The organism is Deinococcus aetherius (genome assembly GCF_025997855.1).
GTDB classification, from domain to species: Bacteria; Deinococcota; Deinococci; order Deinococcales; family Deinococcaceae; genus Deinococcus; species Deinococcus aetherius.
Map to the genome: position 1 here is coordinate 175,536 of NZ_AP026560.1, position 14,973 is coordinate 190,508.

General features: G+C 66.0%; 12 protein-coding genes. 7 read left to right on the forward strand and 5 right to left on the reverse strand.

What is annotated here, in order from left to right; all coding sequences use genetic code 11:
- Positions 1 to 32 precede the first annotated feature (32 nt).
- Positions 33 to 530: a vitamin K epoxide reductase family protein gene (locus DAETH_RS00850; RefSeq protein ID WP_264776076.1), complete on the forward strand. Its 498-nt coding sequence runs from the start codon at positions 33 to 35 to the stop codon at positions 528 to 530.
- 5 nt (positions 531 to 535) lie between these two features.
- Here DAETH_RS00850 and DAETH_RS00855 read toward each other — a convergent pair whose 3' ends face one another.
- A complete protein-coding gene (locus DAETH_RS00855) occupies positions 536 to 1,132 on the reverse strand; it encodes a DedA family protein (protein WP_264776077.1) in 597 nt (198 codons plus the stop codon).
- Between the two features lie 199 nt (positions 1,133 to 1,331).
- Here DAETH_RS00855 and rpoZ point away from each other — a divergent pair, with 199 nt between their 5' ends.
- The gene (rpoZ, locus tag DAETH_RS00860; protein WP_026332496.1) at positions 1,332 to 1,631 is read left to right on the forward strand and encodes a DNA-directed RNA polymerase subunit omega; all 300 of its coding nucleotides are present in this window, start codon (positions 1,332 to 1,334) and stop codon (positions 1,629 to 1,631) included.
- A gap of 90 nt (positions 1,632 to 1,721) precedes the next feature.
- On the forward strand, positions 1,722 to 3,002 hold the full coding sequence (locus DAETH_RS00865) for a cation:proton antiporter (protein WP_264776078.1): 1,281 nt from the start codon (positions 1,722 to 1,724) through the stop codon (positions 3,000 to 3,002).
- 59 nt (positions 3,003 to 3,061) lie between these two features.
- On the opposite strand, the gene DAETH_RS00870 is transcribed toward DAETH_RS00865, so the two are convergent.
- Complete coding sequence (locus DAETH_RS00870) at positions 3,062 to 4,966, reverse strand: N-acetylmuramoyl-L-alanine amidase (RefSeq protein WP_264776079.1); 1,905 nt, start codon at positions 4,964 to 4,966, stop codon at positions 3,062 to 3,064.
- A 483-nt stretch (positions 4,967 to 5,449) separates the two neighbouring features.
- Here DAETH_RS00870 and dnaE point away from each other — a divergent pair, with 483 nt between their 5' ends.
- The 4 genes from dnaE to DAETH_RS00890 all read left to right on the forward strand — a co-directional run bounded on the left by dnaE (position 5,450) and on the right by DAETH_RS00890 (position 13,028).
- A complete protein-coding gene (gene dnaE, locus DAETH_RS00875) occupies positions 5,450 to 10,741 on the forward strand; it encodes a DNA polymerase III subunit alpha (protein ID WP_264776080.1) in 5,292 nt (1,763 codons plus the stop codon).
- A 522-nt stretch (positions 10,742 to 11,263) separates the two neighbouring features.
- A complete protein-coding gene (locus DAETH_RS00880; RefSeq protein WP_264776081.1) occupies positions 11,264 to 12,061 on the forward strand; it encodes a hypothetical protein in 798 nt (265 codons plus the stop codon).
- A 362-nt stretch (positions 12,062 to 12,423) separates the two neighbouring features.
- Positions 12,424 to 12,639, forward strand: a complete 216-nt coding sequence (locus tag DAETH_RS00885; protein WP_264776082.1) for an AbrB/MazE/SpoVT family DNA-binding domain-containing protein — start codon at positions 12,424 to 12,426, stop codon at positions 12,637 to 12,639.
- Complete coding sequence (locus DAETH_RS00890) at positions 12,636 to 13,028, forward strand: type II toxin-antitoxin system death-on-curing family toxin (protein WP_264776083.1); 393 nt, start codon at positions 12,636 to 12,638, stop codon at positions 13,026 to 13,028. Before DAETH_RS00885 ends, DAETH_RS00890 begins: the two co-directional genes overlap by 4 nt.
- A gap of 30 nt (positions 13,029 to 13,058) precedes the next feature.
- On the opposite strand, the gene DAETH_RS00895 is transcribed toward DAETH_RS00890, so the two are convergent.
- The 3 genes from DAETH_RS00895 to DAETH_RS00905 all read right to left on the reverse strand — a co-directional run bounded on the left by DAETH_RS00895 (position 13,059) and on the right by DAETH_RS00905 (position 14,938).
- Positions 13,059 to 13,244 (reverse strand): hypothetical protein, encoded by a 186-nt coding sequence (locus DAETH_RS00895; protein ID WP_264776084.1) that lies wholly within the window; start codon positions 13,242 to 13,244, stop codon positions 13,059 to 13,061.
- A gap of 105 nt (positions 13,245 to 13,349) precedes the next feature.
- Positions 13,350 to 14,429: a PilT/PilU family type 4a pilus ATPase gene (locus tag DAETH_RS00900; protein ID WP_264776085.1), complete on the reverse strand. Its 1,080-nt coding sequence runs from the start codon at positions 14,427 to 14,429 to the stop codon at positions 13,350 to 13,352.
- 50 nt (positions 14,430 to 14,479) lie between these two features.
- The gene (locus DAETH_RS00905) at positions 14,480 to 14,938 is read right to left on the reverse strand and encodes a DUF488 domain-containing protein (RefSeq protein WP_264776086.1); all 459 of its coding nucleotides are present in this window, start codon (positions 14,936 to 14,938) and stop codon (positions 14,480 to 14,482) included.
- Between the last annotated feature and the right edge of the window lie 35 nt (positions 14,939 to 14,973).

The window sequence follows — 14,973 nt, forward strand, 5'->3', positions numbered from 1 at the left end:
GGGCGCCCGCGCCCGCAAGGGAGGAAAAAGCCGTGGACCCCACCCAACTCAGCCGTGAACTGCGCGAAGCCCACACCCCCGACCTCCACCGCCGCCGCTGGATCGTCGGGCTGTCCCTCCTCGGCGTGGCGATGGGGCAGGTCGTGTCGCTGTACCAGACGGGCATCCTCAAGGACCTGCCCGATCCGCCCGGCCCCTTCGACTCGGCCCGGGTGGACGCCTCGGATTACGCCTACAAGCGCCTGCAAACGCCCGACGCCCTGATGATGGTCGTGAGCTACGGGGCGACCGCGTGGCTCGCGGCGGCGGGGGGCAAGGACCGGGCGACCGACCTGCCCCTGCTCCCCGTGGCGATGGGCCTCAAGATCCTGGGCGACACCCTGACCGCCGTCGAACTCGGGCGCGAGGAGTGGCGGGACAACAAGGCCCTGTGCGCCTACTGCCAGGTGGCGACCCTGGCCTCGCTCGCGTCCATCCCGCTGGCCTTCCCCGAGACCCGCCGGGCCCTGGGGAACCTGCTGCGCCGCTGAGAGGTTCAGCCCGGTCGCCGCGCCCGCCGCCACCCCAGCGCCACCGGCACGGCGGAGACGAGGAGCACCCCGGCCACGAGGAGCAGGATGTAGCGGTCGAGGTGCGGGATCAGCCCGCCCAGCCAGTAGCCCGCCAGCGGCACGCCGACGCCCCACAACACCGCCCCGAGGACGCTGAAGCCCAGGAAGACCGGGTAGGGCAGCCGCCCGACGCCCGCCAGGGTGGGGGTCATCGTCCGCACGACCGGGATGAAGCGGGCCACAACCACCGCGAGGCGGCCGTACCGCCCGAAGACCTCCTGCGTCCGGGTGAGGAACTCGGGCCGCAGCAGGCGTGAATCCTGCTGCCGGAAGACCGCCGGGCCGAAGCGCCGCCCGATCAGGTATCCCGTCGTGTCCCCCAGGATCGCCCCGACGATCACCGCCGCCATCACGCCCCGCACGTCCAGGCTGCCCTGCGCCGCCACGATTCCCGCCGTGATGAGCAGGCTGTCGCCGGGCAGGAAGAATCCGAGCAGGAGCCCGGTCTCCGCGAACACGATGGCGAGGATGCCCGCGTAACCCGCGACGGAGAGCAGGGCGGGCAGGTCGGGGAGATTCATGGCCTCACTGTAGGGACCCGGACAGGAGAAGGGGCGCCCCTTCCTGTAGACAAGGCCCGGACTCTCGGGGTGGTACGACCCCCCCACCCCGGGGTAGACTGAACGGCTGAAGCGCGCCGGAAGTGGCGTGGCCGGTGCTCACCGCGCCCCCGGAAACTGTTTTCCGTAAGGGGCCCACCGGACCGAAAGGGGTATCACCGTGGCCGAAAAGGATATCGACAAGTTGCTTTCCCTCACTGACAGCAAGTACCGGCTGTCGGTCGTAACCGCCAAACGCGCCCTGCAACTCCGGTCGGGGGCGCCCAGCGTACTCCCGGTCGAGCAGCGTGTGCGGACCCGCAATCTGGTCACCCAGGCGATGCGCGAGCTGGCGACCGGCAAGCTCACGGTCGGCACCGAGCTGATGGACGAGGGCCGTTTTCATCAGGACTACGTGCGCCAGAAGCAGGCCCAGCTCCAGGCACAACTCAACGCCGAGCGCGAACGCGAGCGCGACTGAGCCGGGAAGCGAAGAGGGGCGGACCCGACGGGGTTCGCCCCTTCTCCTGTGGGAATCGCGGCCGACAGGACCCGGGCTAGAGTGGGCCCCATGCTGACCGCCTTCGCCGTCCTCCTGAGCGTGACCGCCGTGTTGGCGTACCTCAACGAGCGCACGCTGCGCTTTCCCACCACCGTAGGCGTGACCCTTGCGGGGGCGCTGGCGAGCATCGGGCTGATCGCGCTCGACGCGCTGGGCGTGCCGGGGCTGCGGGGCTGGGCGAGAGAACTCCTTCAAACGCTGAACTTCACCGACTTCGTTCTGAACGGAATTCTGAGCATCCTGCTCTTCGCCGGGGCGCTGGGGCTGGACGCGGGGCAGATGCTGCGACAACGGGTCAGCATCCTGACGCTGGCGCTGCTCAGCACCCTGATCAGCACGGGGTTGATCGGCTTTGCGGCGTACTTCGTGTTCGCGCTCGTGGGGTTGAACGTGCCCCTGATCTGGGCGCTGCTCTTTGGGGCGCTCATCAGCCCGACCGACCCGGTGGCGGTGCTCGACCTGCTCAAACGGGCGCAGGTTCCCGCCAGGATCGAGACCCTGATCGCGGGCGAGAGCCTCTTCAACGACGGGGTGGGCGTGGTGATCTTCCTCGTGCTGGCGGGGCTGGCGGGCTTCGGCGAGCACCACGCGCCTGCGGGGCTCCCCGGCGCCCTGAGCCTCTTCGTGCGCGAGGCACTGGGGGGGGTCCTCTTCGGCGCCCTGCTCGGCGGAGTGGGCTACGCTCTGCTGCACTCCATCGAGCAGCACGCGGTCGAGGTGCTGATCACGCTCGCGGTCGTCATCGGGGGGTACGTGGCCGCCTCCGCCCTGGGGGTCAGCGGGCCGCTGGCGATGGTGGTCGCGGGACTGATCATCTCGGCGACGAAGGACCGCGCCTTCGGGGCCCAGACGCGCGCCCATGTCGAGGGCTTCTGGGAGACCATCGATCAGGTGCTCAACATCCTGCTCTTCGCCTTCATCGGTCTCGACGTGCTCCTCACCGAGACGACCGGGCCACAGATCGCGGCGAGCGTGCTGCTCATCGGCGTGGCCCTCGCCGCCCGCTGGGTCAGCGTCGCGCTTCCCTTCGCGCTCGTGCGCTCACGCGAGGGGTACGGGGCCTTCACCGTGCGGCTGCTGACCTGGGGCGGCCTGCGGGGCGGCATCGCCATCAGCCTCGCCCTCAGCCTGCCGGAAAGCCCCTACCGCCCCCACGTCGTCACGGCCACCTATGCGGTGGTGCTCTTCACCATCGCCGTGCAGGGGCTGACCATCATGCCGCTCGTCCACCGCGCCGCCCGGGCGAGCGGCGAGGCAGCCCCGCCGCAGGCCGACCCGGCACAGCACTGAGGAAAGACGGGGCGGGGCGCCGGACATCTCGCCCCAGCGCCCCGCCCACCGTCCCGGCGCTACTTGCCCGCCGCCACACCGCCTGCCGTGACCCCGGTGACGAGCGCCTCGCGGATGCCCTGCGCGATGCCGAGGGCGACCCGGTCGAGGTAGTTCTCGTCCTTGAGGTTGAGGCCGTCGACCGGGTGGCTGGTGTACCCGATCTCCACGAGCGCGGCGGGAATGCGGCTGTTGCGCAGCACCGAGAGGGAACGGTTGCCCTTCAGGCCCTGCGAGTACGCGCCCGTCACGCCCACCACGTTCTTCTGGATCAGGGCGGCGAAGGTGTTCGACAGGGGGTGGTTGGGGTTCCACCACGTCTCGACCCCGTACCCGCGCAGGGCGGAGCGGGCGTCCATCGCATTCACGTGGATGCTCAGGAAGAGTTGGGTGCCGGGCGTGCCCGTCCTCGCGCGCATCTCCAGGTCGGTCGCCTTGTTGCCGTGCAGGGCCGTGTCCGTCTCGCGGGTGAGCACCGCGTCCACCCCCGCCGCGCGCAGCAGGGCCCGCACCCGCAGGGCCACGTCCAGCGTGACCTCCTTCTCGGTGATCGCGCCCACCGCGCCCGGATCGCGCCCGCCGTGCCCGGGGTCGATCACCACGCGCGGCTGCACGAGGCTCGCGCTCAGGGCCAGAATCGCCGTGCCGCGCGTCACGGGCACCGGGGGCACCGCCGTGACCACCCGCTCCCTGGAGGTCAGTGGCGTGAGGTCCGCCAGCGCCGGGGCCAGGTCGATGGCGAGCCGTGAGCGGTCACTCCCCGCCGCCGGGGGCAGCAGTTGCGCCCGCCACCCGCTGCGCGGGGTCACGGGCGTTCCGGTCAGCAGCGTCACGTTCACGCCCCCCTCAGTCGGCTCGAAGCGCCACGCCCGCAGCTCGGGGCTCACGTTCTGCCCGGTCTGGGCGCTCGCCGTCACCCCCGCGAGTTCCACCCGCAGGCCCACCCCGCCCGGCACCATCCGGTACGTCGCCCCGGGCGGCAGGTCGATCACCACCCGCGTCAGGCCGGGGTTCTTGCCCAGCCTGGGCACGGTGAGCGCTGCCCCGGGCTGGGAGTTCCCCGGCGCCCGTCCGCTCAGGGGACTCGGCTTGTCGGTGTCCTGACCTTGCAGGGCTGGGGCAGGCGGGGGAGCCGCCGTCTTCCCCGCCGCAGACACCGTGTCCCCCGGTGGCAACCCCTCGGGAAGGGGGGCGGGCGGGGCGGGGCGTGAGGCCGCCGGGGCAGAAGCGGGGGCGGGGGCCGGGGCGGTGGGTGGAGGCGCCGCCGTCGCGGCAGTCGCCGTCGCAACGGTGCTCAGAGGCGCACTCAGGACGCTTCGCGCGTCGGGAGTCGCGGGCGCCGCCGTCGCGCGCACGAGCGACCGCAGCGAGGCGCTGGCCCCCCCCGCCAGTGTCGGCGCGAATTCCACGATCAGCACCCGCGCCCCGGTCGCCACCGTCGTCTCGGAAGCCCGCCAGCCGTCCGTCAGCGAGAGCGGAAAGGGCGTCACGAGCGTGACCTGCCCGCCCCCCGCCCGGTACTCCGCCACGCTGGTGCCCAGCCGCGCGCTCACGGCGGGCAGCACCCGCGCCCCCCGCACGTCGATCCTCAGCCCCCCGAAGGTCGGCGTCAGCAGGTACGTCACCCCCGGCGCGAGGTCGAACACCACCCGCGTCAGGCTCCCGTCGCTGCTCGCTCGCGGCAGGCCGAAGGTGGCCCCCGTCATGCCGGTCAGGTTCAGCGTTCCCGACCCCGCTGGCACCGTGGTCGCCTCCACCGAATTCGCCGCGCCGCTCGCCGGTGCCTGGGCAGGTGACGCGCCGCGAAGAGAAGGTGTGGCCTGCGCGGGCGCCGAACGTTGGAAGGGGTCCGCCTGAGCCGCCGCCCAGGACCCCGTCACCCCGCACGACAGAAGAGATGAGAGCAAGATGACACGCGGCTTCATGGGTTTCCATATTGAACCCACGGCTCGTGAGAAGCGCACATTTCGCCTCATGAGGTCCACGATTATAGGCTGAATGGGAAGGAAAACAACAATTCTTTACCCGGCCTGAACTCGGTCCAGGGAGTTGAAGGGGAGCAATGGGTGAGAGGAGCCCGGCCAGCCCGACGACGGTGCTTTGTCCGGGCCAGCTTCCAGACCTTCTCCCCGGTGCTGCGGAGCGTTGGTATGGCCTTCGATAATTCCTAGTCCTGTTTGCAGGAGCGGACGCCTCCCAGTCCCCCAGCCTGTTCCTCATGTCCTCCCCATGTGAAGGGAGCAATCCGGCTGGCAGAAGTAACCCCTGCCGTGGGGATGAGTGCCACCGGGGCCGAGGAGCAAGTTGAGGTGAGGTCGGCGTCTTTCCTCCCCCCGTTTGGCGCGGGGCGGCGGCCGTCAACCTCCGCCGTCACTGACCTTCGGGTGCCCCCGGCCTAGACTCTGGGCATGACCGCCGCCGAGCCTCAACCCCACCCCCATGACGGGCACATTCACCTCCCGGACGGCTCCTGCTGTGCTCCCAGGAGATTCGCGCACCTGCACCAGCACACCCAGTACAGCCTGCTCGACGGCGCAGCCAAGCTGAAAGACCTCCTGAAGTGGGTCAAGGAGGTCACGCCGAACGACCCCGCCTGTGCCATGACCGACCACGGCAACATGCACGGGGCGGTGCACTTCTACAACTACGCGACCGGCATGGGCGTCAAGCCGATTCTCGGTTACGAGGCCTACGTCGTCCCCGGTTTCGGCAACCGGCGCGACAAGAAGCCTGGCGTGAGCGGCGAGAAGGGCATCTTCCACCTCACCCTCCTGGCCCGCGACTTCGAGGGCTACCAGAACCTCTGCCGCCTGAGTTCGCGCGGCTACACCGAGGGGTACTACTACAAGCCACGTATCGACCACGAACTGTTGCAGGAGCACCACAAGGGCGTCATCGCCTTTTCCGGCTGCCTGGGCTCGGAGGTGCAGCAACTCCTGCTCCAGGGCCGCGAGGACGAGGCGAAGCAGCGCCTCCTCTGGTACCGTGACCTCTTCGGCGAGAACTACTTCATCGAGATTCAGGACCACGGGCTGCCCGAGCAGCGGAAGAACAACCCGGTCCTGAAGGCCTGGGCCCAGGAACTCGGCATCGGCATGGTCGCCACGAACGACGGCCACTACGTCAAGAAGACGGACGCCACGGCCCACGAAACGCTGCTCGCCATCCAGACGAAGGCGACGCTGGCCGACGAGAACCGCTTCAAGTTCCCCTGCGACGAGTTCTACGTGAAGGGCCTGGACGAGATGCAGGCGGCCCTTCCGGTGAGCGAGTGGGGCGAGGAGCCGTTCGACAACACGGCGATGATCGCCCAGATGTGTAACGTCGAGCTTCCTGTGGGCAAGAAGCGCGTGTACCAGATGCCCGCCCTGCCCATCCCGGAAGGCCGAACGATGGCCGAGGAACTGCGGGTGCAGACATACCGGGGCACGGTGAAGCGGTACCCAGCACATGCGACGGAGAACCTGTTGCGCGATTACGCCCAGCGTTCGTTGGAGGCGCTGGGAGCAGAAGACAGGGCGCGCGTTCTCGCCCGCGTGAACGGCTGCGATGCCAGAACCTGCGACCTCGAAACCCTCTTCACGCTCCTCGCCTTTATGGGAAGCGAGTGGGAGGCGCGCGGAAAGGCGGCAGGGGAGAAGTACACCGGATACCCCGCGCTGGAGATCATGGAGACGGAGGCCGAAGCCGGGAAGCTCCCCGCCTACGCCCACGAGGACTGCCGCAAGGCCCGGCGCGGCGACAGCGACACGAGTATCGAACTCGATCCCGAGGCCGACGGCGAGGAGACGACGACGGCCCACCACGGGCACGCCCTCGTCATCCTGCGCCGCGCCGAGTACGAACTCTCGGTCATCAACAACATGGGTTTCCCCGACTACTTCCTGATCGTCGCCGACTACATCAACTGGGCGAAGGATCAGGGGATCAGCGTGGGGCCGGGGCGCGGCTCGGGCGCGGGCTCGCTCGTCGCCTACGCCATCCGCATCACCAACCTCGACCCCCTGGAGTTCGAGCTGCTGTTCGAACGCTTCCTCAACCCCGACCGCATCTCGATGCCCGACTTCGACATCGACTTCAACGACGCCCGGCGTGGCGAGGTCATCGAGTACGTGCAGGGCAAGTACGGCGACGACCGGGTGGCCCAGATCGCCACCTTCGGAACGATGGCGAGCAAGGCGTGCCTCAAGGACGTGGCGCGGGTGATGGGCCTGGAGTACGCCAAGGTCGATAAGGTCTCCAAGCTCATCCCCATCAAGTTCGGCAAGTCCTACTCGCTGGAGCAGGCGCGCGACGCCGTGCCCGACATCCAGCAGATGCTCGAAGAGGACGCCCAGCTCAAGGAAGCCTACGAGTTCGCCCTGAAGCTGGAGGGCCTGACCCGCCACGCCTCCGTCCACGCGGCGGGGGTCGTGATCGGCAAGACGCAGCTCACCGACCTCGTGCCCGTGATGCGCGACACCTCCGGCGAGGGCATGGTCTGTCAGTACGACATGAAGGCCGTGGAGGACATCGGCCTGATCAAGATGGACTTCCTGGGCCTCCGCACCCTGTCCTTCCTCGACGAAGCCAAGCGCATCATGCGCGAGTCGCGCGGCATCGAGATCGACTTCGACACGATCCCCTTCGACGACGAGAAGACCTTCGAGCTGCTCTCACGCGGGGACAACAAGGGCGTCTTCCAGCTCGAAGGGGCGGGCATCGCCGACGCCTCCCGCCGCCTCAAGCCCCGCCGCCTCGCCGATATCATCGCCCTCTCGGCCCTCTACCGCCCCGGCCCGATGGAGAACATCCCCACCTATGTCCGCCGCCACCACGGGGTCGAGGAGGTGGATTACGTCAAGGACGGCTTTCCCAACTCCGCGCAGTGGCTGGAAAAGATTCTGGCCGAGACGTATGGCATTCCCGTCTATCAGGAGCAGATCATGCAGATCGCTTCGGAGGTCGCCGGGTTTAGCCTGGGTGGAGCCGACTTGTTGCGCCGCGCGATGGGCAAGAAGGACGCGGAGGAGATGAAGCGTCAGCGGCAAATCTTCGTGGACGGAGCCGAGAAGAATGGCGTTCCGAAGGACGAAGGTGATAGGCTATTCGATTTGCTTGACGCATTTGCGAATTACGGCTTCAACAAATGTTTGACGGGGGATACGCTTATTCCTGTTCAAGGCGGGGAGTTGCGCCGTATCGAGGACCTGTACCGCGAGGGGCGGCCCGTGCAGCTTCCCAGCGTGAACGGCGAGTACCGGCTGGAACTACGCCCGACGGGGCAATTTTTCGACAATGGTGTAAAGCCCGTCTTCGAGGTCCGCACGGCTCTCGGCAAGCGGCTGACCGCCACCGCCAACCACCCGCTCCTCACGCTGGACGGCTGGCGGAACGTGGAGGACTTGCAACCCGGCGACCGCATCGCCGCTCCCGCCTGCCTGCCCGAACTCGGCACCGAAACCTGGGCCGAACACGAGGCGGCTCTGCTCGGCTGGATTCTGGCCGAGGGCAACACCTGCCACCCTCACGGGGCCTACCTCTACAGCAAGAGCGCGGCGCAGGTGGAGGACATGGTCGCGCTCGCCTCCCAGTTTCCGAACACCCGCCCGACCGCCAAAGCCCGCCCCGAGCGGCAGGACGTGCATGAGGTGTACCTGGGAAGCGGCATCCGGGGCAGCGCCGGGGGCAAGTCCGGCGCGCGGCTGTGGTTGGAGGAACTGGGGCTGGTCGGCGTGAAGGCGACCGAGAAGTTCCTGCCCGCTGCGGCCTTCCGCCTGGGTAACGCCTCGCTCGCCGTGCTGGTGGGACGCTACTGGTCGGGCGACGGCTTTCTCTTCGGGGTGGGGAACACGACGCCTTTCGCCGCCACCTCCTCCCGCCGACTTGCGGACGACCTCGCCCACGTGTTGCTGCGGCTGGGCATCGTCTCCAAAATTACCCGCAAGCACTTTGCCTACACGCGCGGTGAGGACACGGCGGGGCGTGCGGGCTATACCGTCCACCTCGTCGGACGGCGCAGCATCGACCGTTTTCTGGAGGTCGTCGCGCCGCACGTCAGGGGCCGGGACGCTCAACTTGCCGCCCTGCGTGCCTACTATGCGGGCGTTCCGGCGGGCCGCGAGACGGTGGATACCCTGCCCGCCAGCGTCAAGGCCAGGGTTCAGCGGGCGAAGGACGGCAGCGGGCTGACCTGGCGCCAGATCGAGGCCCAGTCCGGCGTCTGCACCAAGGAGTTCTACGGCACCCCCAAGGCCCATAAGGAGGGCTTCCGCCGCGACACCATCCGGCAACTCGGAGAGTTCTTCGAGTCGCCGGACCTGCTGGACGCCTGCTCGGACGACCTGTACTGGGACACCATCGTCAGCATCGAGCCCGCAGGTGAGGCGCGGACCTACGACCTGGAAGTGCCCGGCACCCACAACTTCGTGGCAAACGACCTCGTGGTCCACAACAGCCACTCCGCCGCATACGGCGTAATTACATACCAAACCGCCTGGCTAAAGGCAAACTACCCCGTCGAGTTCATGGCTGCCCTCCTCACCGTCGAGCGCCGCGACTCCGACAAGGTGGCCGAGTACGTCTCCGACGCCCGCAAGATGGACGTGCGGGTGCTGCCACCCGACATCAACCGTTCCGCCGCCGACTTCGCGGTACAGGGCGAGGAAATCCTGTTCGGGTTGTACGCGATCAAGGGGCTGGGCGAGGCGGCGGTGCAGAAGATTCTGGAGGAGCGGCAGCGTGCGGGTGTTTTCAAGTCCCTCGCCGACTTCTGCTCGCGGCTGGGCAACAAGGTCTGCAACCGCAAGGCGATGGAGTCGCTGATCAAGTCCGGCGCCTTCGACCGCTTCGGCGAGCGGCGGCAACTGATGGAGAGCCTGGAGGACGCGCTGAGTTGGGCACAGGGAGCCGCCGCGATGGCGAACAGCGGCATGGACGCCCTCTTCGGCATGAGCGAGACGGCGCCGGAGCCGAAGCTCAGGCCGGGCATCGACCCCTACACCGACCTCCAGCGCCTCGCCATCGAGAAGGAATCGCTGGGCCTCTACATCTCCGGGCACCCGCTGGAGCAGCACGAGGGCTTGCGCGAGGCCGCCAGTTGCCGCATCTCCGACCTCGACGCCTGGTTCACCACCCAGAACGTCGCGCCGGGCAAGCGGGTCAAGGCGGTGCTCGCGGGCATGATCGAGAGCGTGGTCAAGAAGCCCACCAAGTCGGGCGGCATGATGGCCCGCTTCATCCTCGCCGACGAGTCGGGGCAGACGGAACTCGTCGCCTTCTCCCGCGCCTACGACCGCATCCAGGAGAAGCTGATCAACGACACGCCCGCCCTCGTCATCGTCGAACTGGAGTCCGAGGACGGCGGCCTGCGCGCCATCGCCGAGGAGGTCGTGGGGGTCGAGCAACTCGCCGAGGTGCCCAAGGTCATGTACGTGACCATTGACCTGGAGACCGCCAGCCCTGACGCCGTGGGCGAGTTCCAGAGCGTGCTCGACGAACACGCCGGGTCCATGCCCACCTACCTGCGCCTGGAGACCCCCGAGCAGTTCGTGCTCTACCAGCTCGATTACAACATGGGGAGCCCCGAGGCTATCCGCGTCCTGAACTCCACCTTCCCCTGGGCCGACGCCTACCTCGCCTACGACCAGGGCACCATTCTCAGCCGCTTCGCGCCCAAGCCGCCTGCATGGGCGAACAAGGGTGGGGGGATTAGAGCATAAGAAAGCACCCACTGGGTGACCCTTGTGCTACGCTGGAACGAGCGTCAGGGCTGCCAGTCGGATGCCTCCGGACATCAGACATCTGGAAGATAACGGCGCAGGACACTGAGGTCTAATTTCTAAGCTCGATTTTCGAGTGAGGGCAGGACCGGGTAGCTCAATCTTCCAGATGTTTGGGGCGCTAGCAGGGCTAGCTTGAGGAAACAACGCGCTGCACCAGGAGTTGACGATGACCGAAGCCAGAGATGGTTACGGTAATCCTTGGCGGCTGCATCCCCGCGAGGATACGGCGAGGCTGCGACGTTCTGGTCACAAATGGTTCGATTTTGAACCGGATTGCGAACCAGTTACGCCGTGCGCAGGCCACGGGTGCGTCCCCTCTGCTCACTGGCGGCACATGCCAGGGTCTCTCTACCGAGAGAGAAGAATTCTGAGCATGTTGGCTGCCAATAGACGAGCAAGATAACTTGTGAGCACAGGCGGCAGATAATCGCCTGTGCTTCTAAACATAGGTGGTTCAATATGGCATTAACTTATAAGATCGAACCCAATCTTTCTGGTACAGAAAATAGTAAACACTCTAATGCATATTGGAGAATTCTGGAGGATGTTGCAGAGTTGATTCAAGCGGCCGATTCGAACTGGTCTACTAAAGATTTAGAATTTGACAGAGAGCGGGCTGAGCGAATTGTACGATTGTTTGAAGTTAATCTTCGAAAGAAGTTAGATGCTGACTACCCAGAGAATACTTTAAAAAACGCGATTATAACCTACGGTAGTGTTGATGAACTCGTCGAGTCTCTTGCTATAGAAGGTTATCCAACCCTCGAAGATGGTGAATGGTACGATGTTGTTCCTGAGTTTACATCCAGATTTTTAAATGATGTACGCTCCATAGGGGGTAGAAACAAGAACTATAATTTTAATGACATGACTAGGCTGCTTCAACTGCTGCTTGATGAGTTGGGAATGGTTTACGTAGACCCTGCTGAGAATGACTTAGCGTCAAAGTTTTATGACATGCTCAAGAAAAATGATTTAGCGCCGGATTCGCGTTGGATAGAGCTTTATCCAATGAAGCTCTATCAAAACCTATCTAGCAGTAATGATGCAATCGATAAAACTACAATTAAGGATTCGGAGGGAAAGCGCCACGTAGTATATAATTTCAATCCGGATAACAGGGAAAAGGCTTATAAGGAGATAGAAAAAATGGGTGTTTCTCGTGGAAGTATGAATTCCATCGTCAAATACATTTTGCAAGACTTTCCTCCCTTGGAGAGTCGCTTCATCGAGTTTTTCGATAGAAGTCCTTTTTAAACTGACATATAATTACCTGGGAGACAGGAGGCAAAACCTTTTGCCTCCTGTTATTATAATTTTACCAACCCTCTCACCTATGATGTGTCCATGCACAGGTTGAAATTCAAGCGGAAGCCCGGGCCCAGGCGGTAGGTCAAGGCTCGGCGGCGACGGCTGACCTTCGAGGAAGCGAAGGAGATCGTGTTCCGCGAGAAGCACGACCTCCTGAAACGGTTGAGCGAAGCCTGAACATGAAAAAGTGGGCGCCCCGGCCCGCCTCCTTCCTCTACTCCTTCGCCAGCGGGTTTTGCCCCAGAATCACATAGGGCAGTGTCGGCTGCGCCGCCGCTACATGGCTTTAACCCGGTTATAGTTTAGGGATGCGTAAGCGCCTTACCACCGTCGGCAAATCCCGAGCCGTCATCCTCCCCAAGGAGTTGCTGGAGCTGTACGGCTTCACCGAGGAGGTGGAGATCGAACCGGCGGAGGGCGGCCTGATGCTGCGGCCCGCGCGGAAGGGGCTGAGCTTTGAGGAGGCGAAGGCGAAGCTGTTCCGCGAGAAGCGCGATTTGCTCGAACGCCTCAGCAACGCGTGACGGTTTACCTGACCCTGGAGCAGGCGCTGGAACTCCACGACGACGCAATGGCGGCTTTCGGCGGCTCGCTCGGCGTCCGGGACCCGGGGGCACTTGCCTCGGCTCTCGCTCAACCGGCTATGGAAGCGTTTGGGGTGGAGATGTATCCGACGCTGCTAGAGAAGGCCGCCGCCTACCTCTTCTTCCTTGCGCGTAACCATGCCTTTGTTGATGGGAACAAGCGCACAGCCTACACCTGCGCCGCCATGTTTTTGTTGGTGAACGGGGCAGAGCTGTCTGGACCCGAGCAGGACCAAGAGGTGTTCGATCTTGTGCTAGCAACTGCGCGCGGTGAACTGGCAGACCCGCGAATGGTCGCTGAACGCCTTGCCGTCGTTGTAGCCAAGTAGAAAGCGGACCTCCCGGCCCGCCTCTTCCCCCTACTCCTCCGCCCCGCCCGCCAGCGGGTTTCTTCCTAGTGCCGCCACCAGCAGCACCACCACGGCGAAGCCCCCGATGATCACCTTCTGGGCCGGTTTGCCGTAGGAGAAGGCGAAGAACCCCACCATCAGCCCGACGAAGCCCGCCACCAGCCGCTCCGAGGGGTCCATCTGTCCATTCTGCATGGGGGCATTGGACGCCCGGCGCAGCGCAACAATCCCGCGCCCCCTCACTGTGTGGAGGCCCGCTCAAGGGACGGTCAAAGGGGAAGTCAACCTATTCCCCCGGCCCTACGCGTACTGCCGGGTCATCATCATGATCTTGAGTTCGTGGGGGCTGGTGGCGGCCTGCATGGCGTCTTCCTCGCTCATCAGGCCGGAGGCGACGAGTTCGGCGAGGTGCTGGTCGAAGGTGTGCATCCCGCGTGAGCCGCCCTCCATCAGGGCCTGCTTGATCTCCTCCATGCGGTCCACGTCCTTGAGGCACTCGCGGACGGTAGGGGTGCCCAGCAAAATTTCCATGCCCAGCACGCGCCCGCCGCCCAGCCGGGGGAGCAGCCGCTGACTGATGACGGCGACGAGGCTTTCGGAGAGGCCCAGGCGAATCTGGTCGCGCTCGTGGGGGGCGAAGAAGTCGATGATGCGGTTGACCGTCCGCACGGCGTCCTGAGTATGCAGGGTGGAGAAGACGAGGTGCCCCGTCTGCGCGGCGGAGAGGGCGGCCTCCACCGTCTCCTTGTCGCGCATCTCGCCGATCAGGATCACGTCGGGGTCCTGGCGCATGGCGGCGCGCAGCCCGGCGGAGAAGCTCATGGTGTCGGTGCCGAGTTCGCGCTGGGAGATCAGGGCGGTCTTGTCGCGGTGGACGACCTCAACGGGGTCTTCCAGGGTCACGATGTTCACCGCGCTCGTCGCGTTGATGTAGTCGATGATGGAGGCGAGGGTGGTCGTCTTGCCCGAGCCCGTGGGCCCAGTGACCAGGATCAGGCCGCGCTCGTGGGCGGCGAGGCCTTCGAAGGTGTGGGCGGGCAGGCCGAGGTCCGCGAAGGAGGGGATGGGCTTGTCCTCGATCACGCGCATGATCAGGCCCACCGAGCCCCGCTGGAAGTACGCGTTCACCCGGAAGCGGGCCAGGCCCGGCACTCCATAGGCGAAGTCGGCCTCACGGCGCTGGACGAATTCCTCCCACATGCCGGGGCGCCCCATCATCTCGCGGGCGAAGACCTCGACGTGTTCGGGGGTCAGCCGCGCCTCGCCGAAGCGTTGGATCAGCCCGTTCACGCGGCCCGCCGGGGCCGACCCGGCCCGCAGGTGAATGTCGCTGGCCCCCCCCTTGACCATGACCTGTAGTAGTCCGTTCAGAACGCTCATCGCCCCGAGGGTACGTGCGGCCCTCTTACACTTTTATGCGTTCTCCAAGCTCATCCCGGACCGCCGACATGGAGGTGCTCCACCTCCCCGACCAGCCCCAACTCCTGTAACCGCCGGGCGATCAGCGAGCGGTGGCACGCGCCGGGGTCCGCCTCATAGCACAGCAGGCAGGCGCGGTGCTCGGCGGCAAGGGTGCCCAGTTCCTCCAGCGCCTCTCCCTGCGTGGCGAGGTGGGCGTGGTAGCCGCGCGTGAGGAGGCCGAAGTCGTGGCTCAGCCGGTACTCCTTGCGGAGGCTGGGCGGGGTCCCGAGGGCGCGCAGGTGCCGGTACTCGATACCGCGTTCCCGCAGAACGTTCGCCAGCGCTGTCTTGCTGTAGCCCCGGCGGCGGCTCTGCGCCCGCTCTCGGGTATCCACGAGCAGGGTCACCCCGCTCCGGGTGAGGGTGGCGAGGAAGACGTCGAGGTCGGCGTTCTCGTAGCCGAGGGTGAGGAGGGAGGGCAACGTCACGCGCCCAGCGTAGGGGCCGGGCGCGGGCGGGAGGG

Excerpts from the sequence above, each read along its gene's own strand:
- DAETH_RS00865 (WP_264776078.1), top strand. The coding sequence starts at position 1,722 with ATGCTGACCGCCTTCGCCGTCCTCCTGAGCGTGACCGCCGTGTTGGCG.
- DAETH_RS00855 (WP_264776077.1), bottom strand. The coding sequence starts at position 1,132 with ATGAATCTCCCCGACCTGCCCGCCCTGCTCTCCGTCGCGGGTTACGCG.
- dnaE (WP_264776080.1), top strand. The coding sequence starts at position 5,450 with ATGACCGCCGCCGAGCCTCAACCCCACCCCCATGACGGGCACATTCAC.
- DAETH_RS00885 (WP_264776082.1), top strand. The coding sequence starts at position 12,424 with ATGCGTAAGCGCCTTACCACCGTCGGCAAATCCCGAGCCGTCATCCTC.
- DAETH_RS00880 (WP_264776081.1), top strand. The coding sequence starts at position 11,264 with ATGGCATTAACTTATAAGATCGAACCCAATCTTTCTGGTACAGAAAAT.
- DAETH_RS00895 (WP_264776084.1), bottom strand. The coding sequence starts at position 13,244 with ATGCAGAATGGACAGATGGACCCCTCGGAGCGGCTGGTGGCGGGCTTC.
- DAETH_RS00900 (WP_264776085.1), bottom strand. The coding sequence starts at position 14,429 with ATGAGCGTTCTGAACGGACTACTACAGGTCATGGTCAAGGGGGGGGCC.
- DAETH_RS00870 (WP_264776079.1), bottom strand. The coding sequence starts at position 4,966 with ATGAAGCCGCGTGTCATCTTGCTCTCATCTCTTCTGTCGTGCGGGGTG.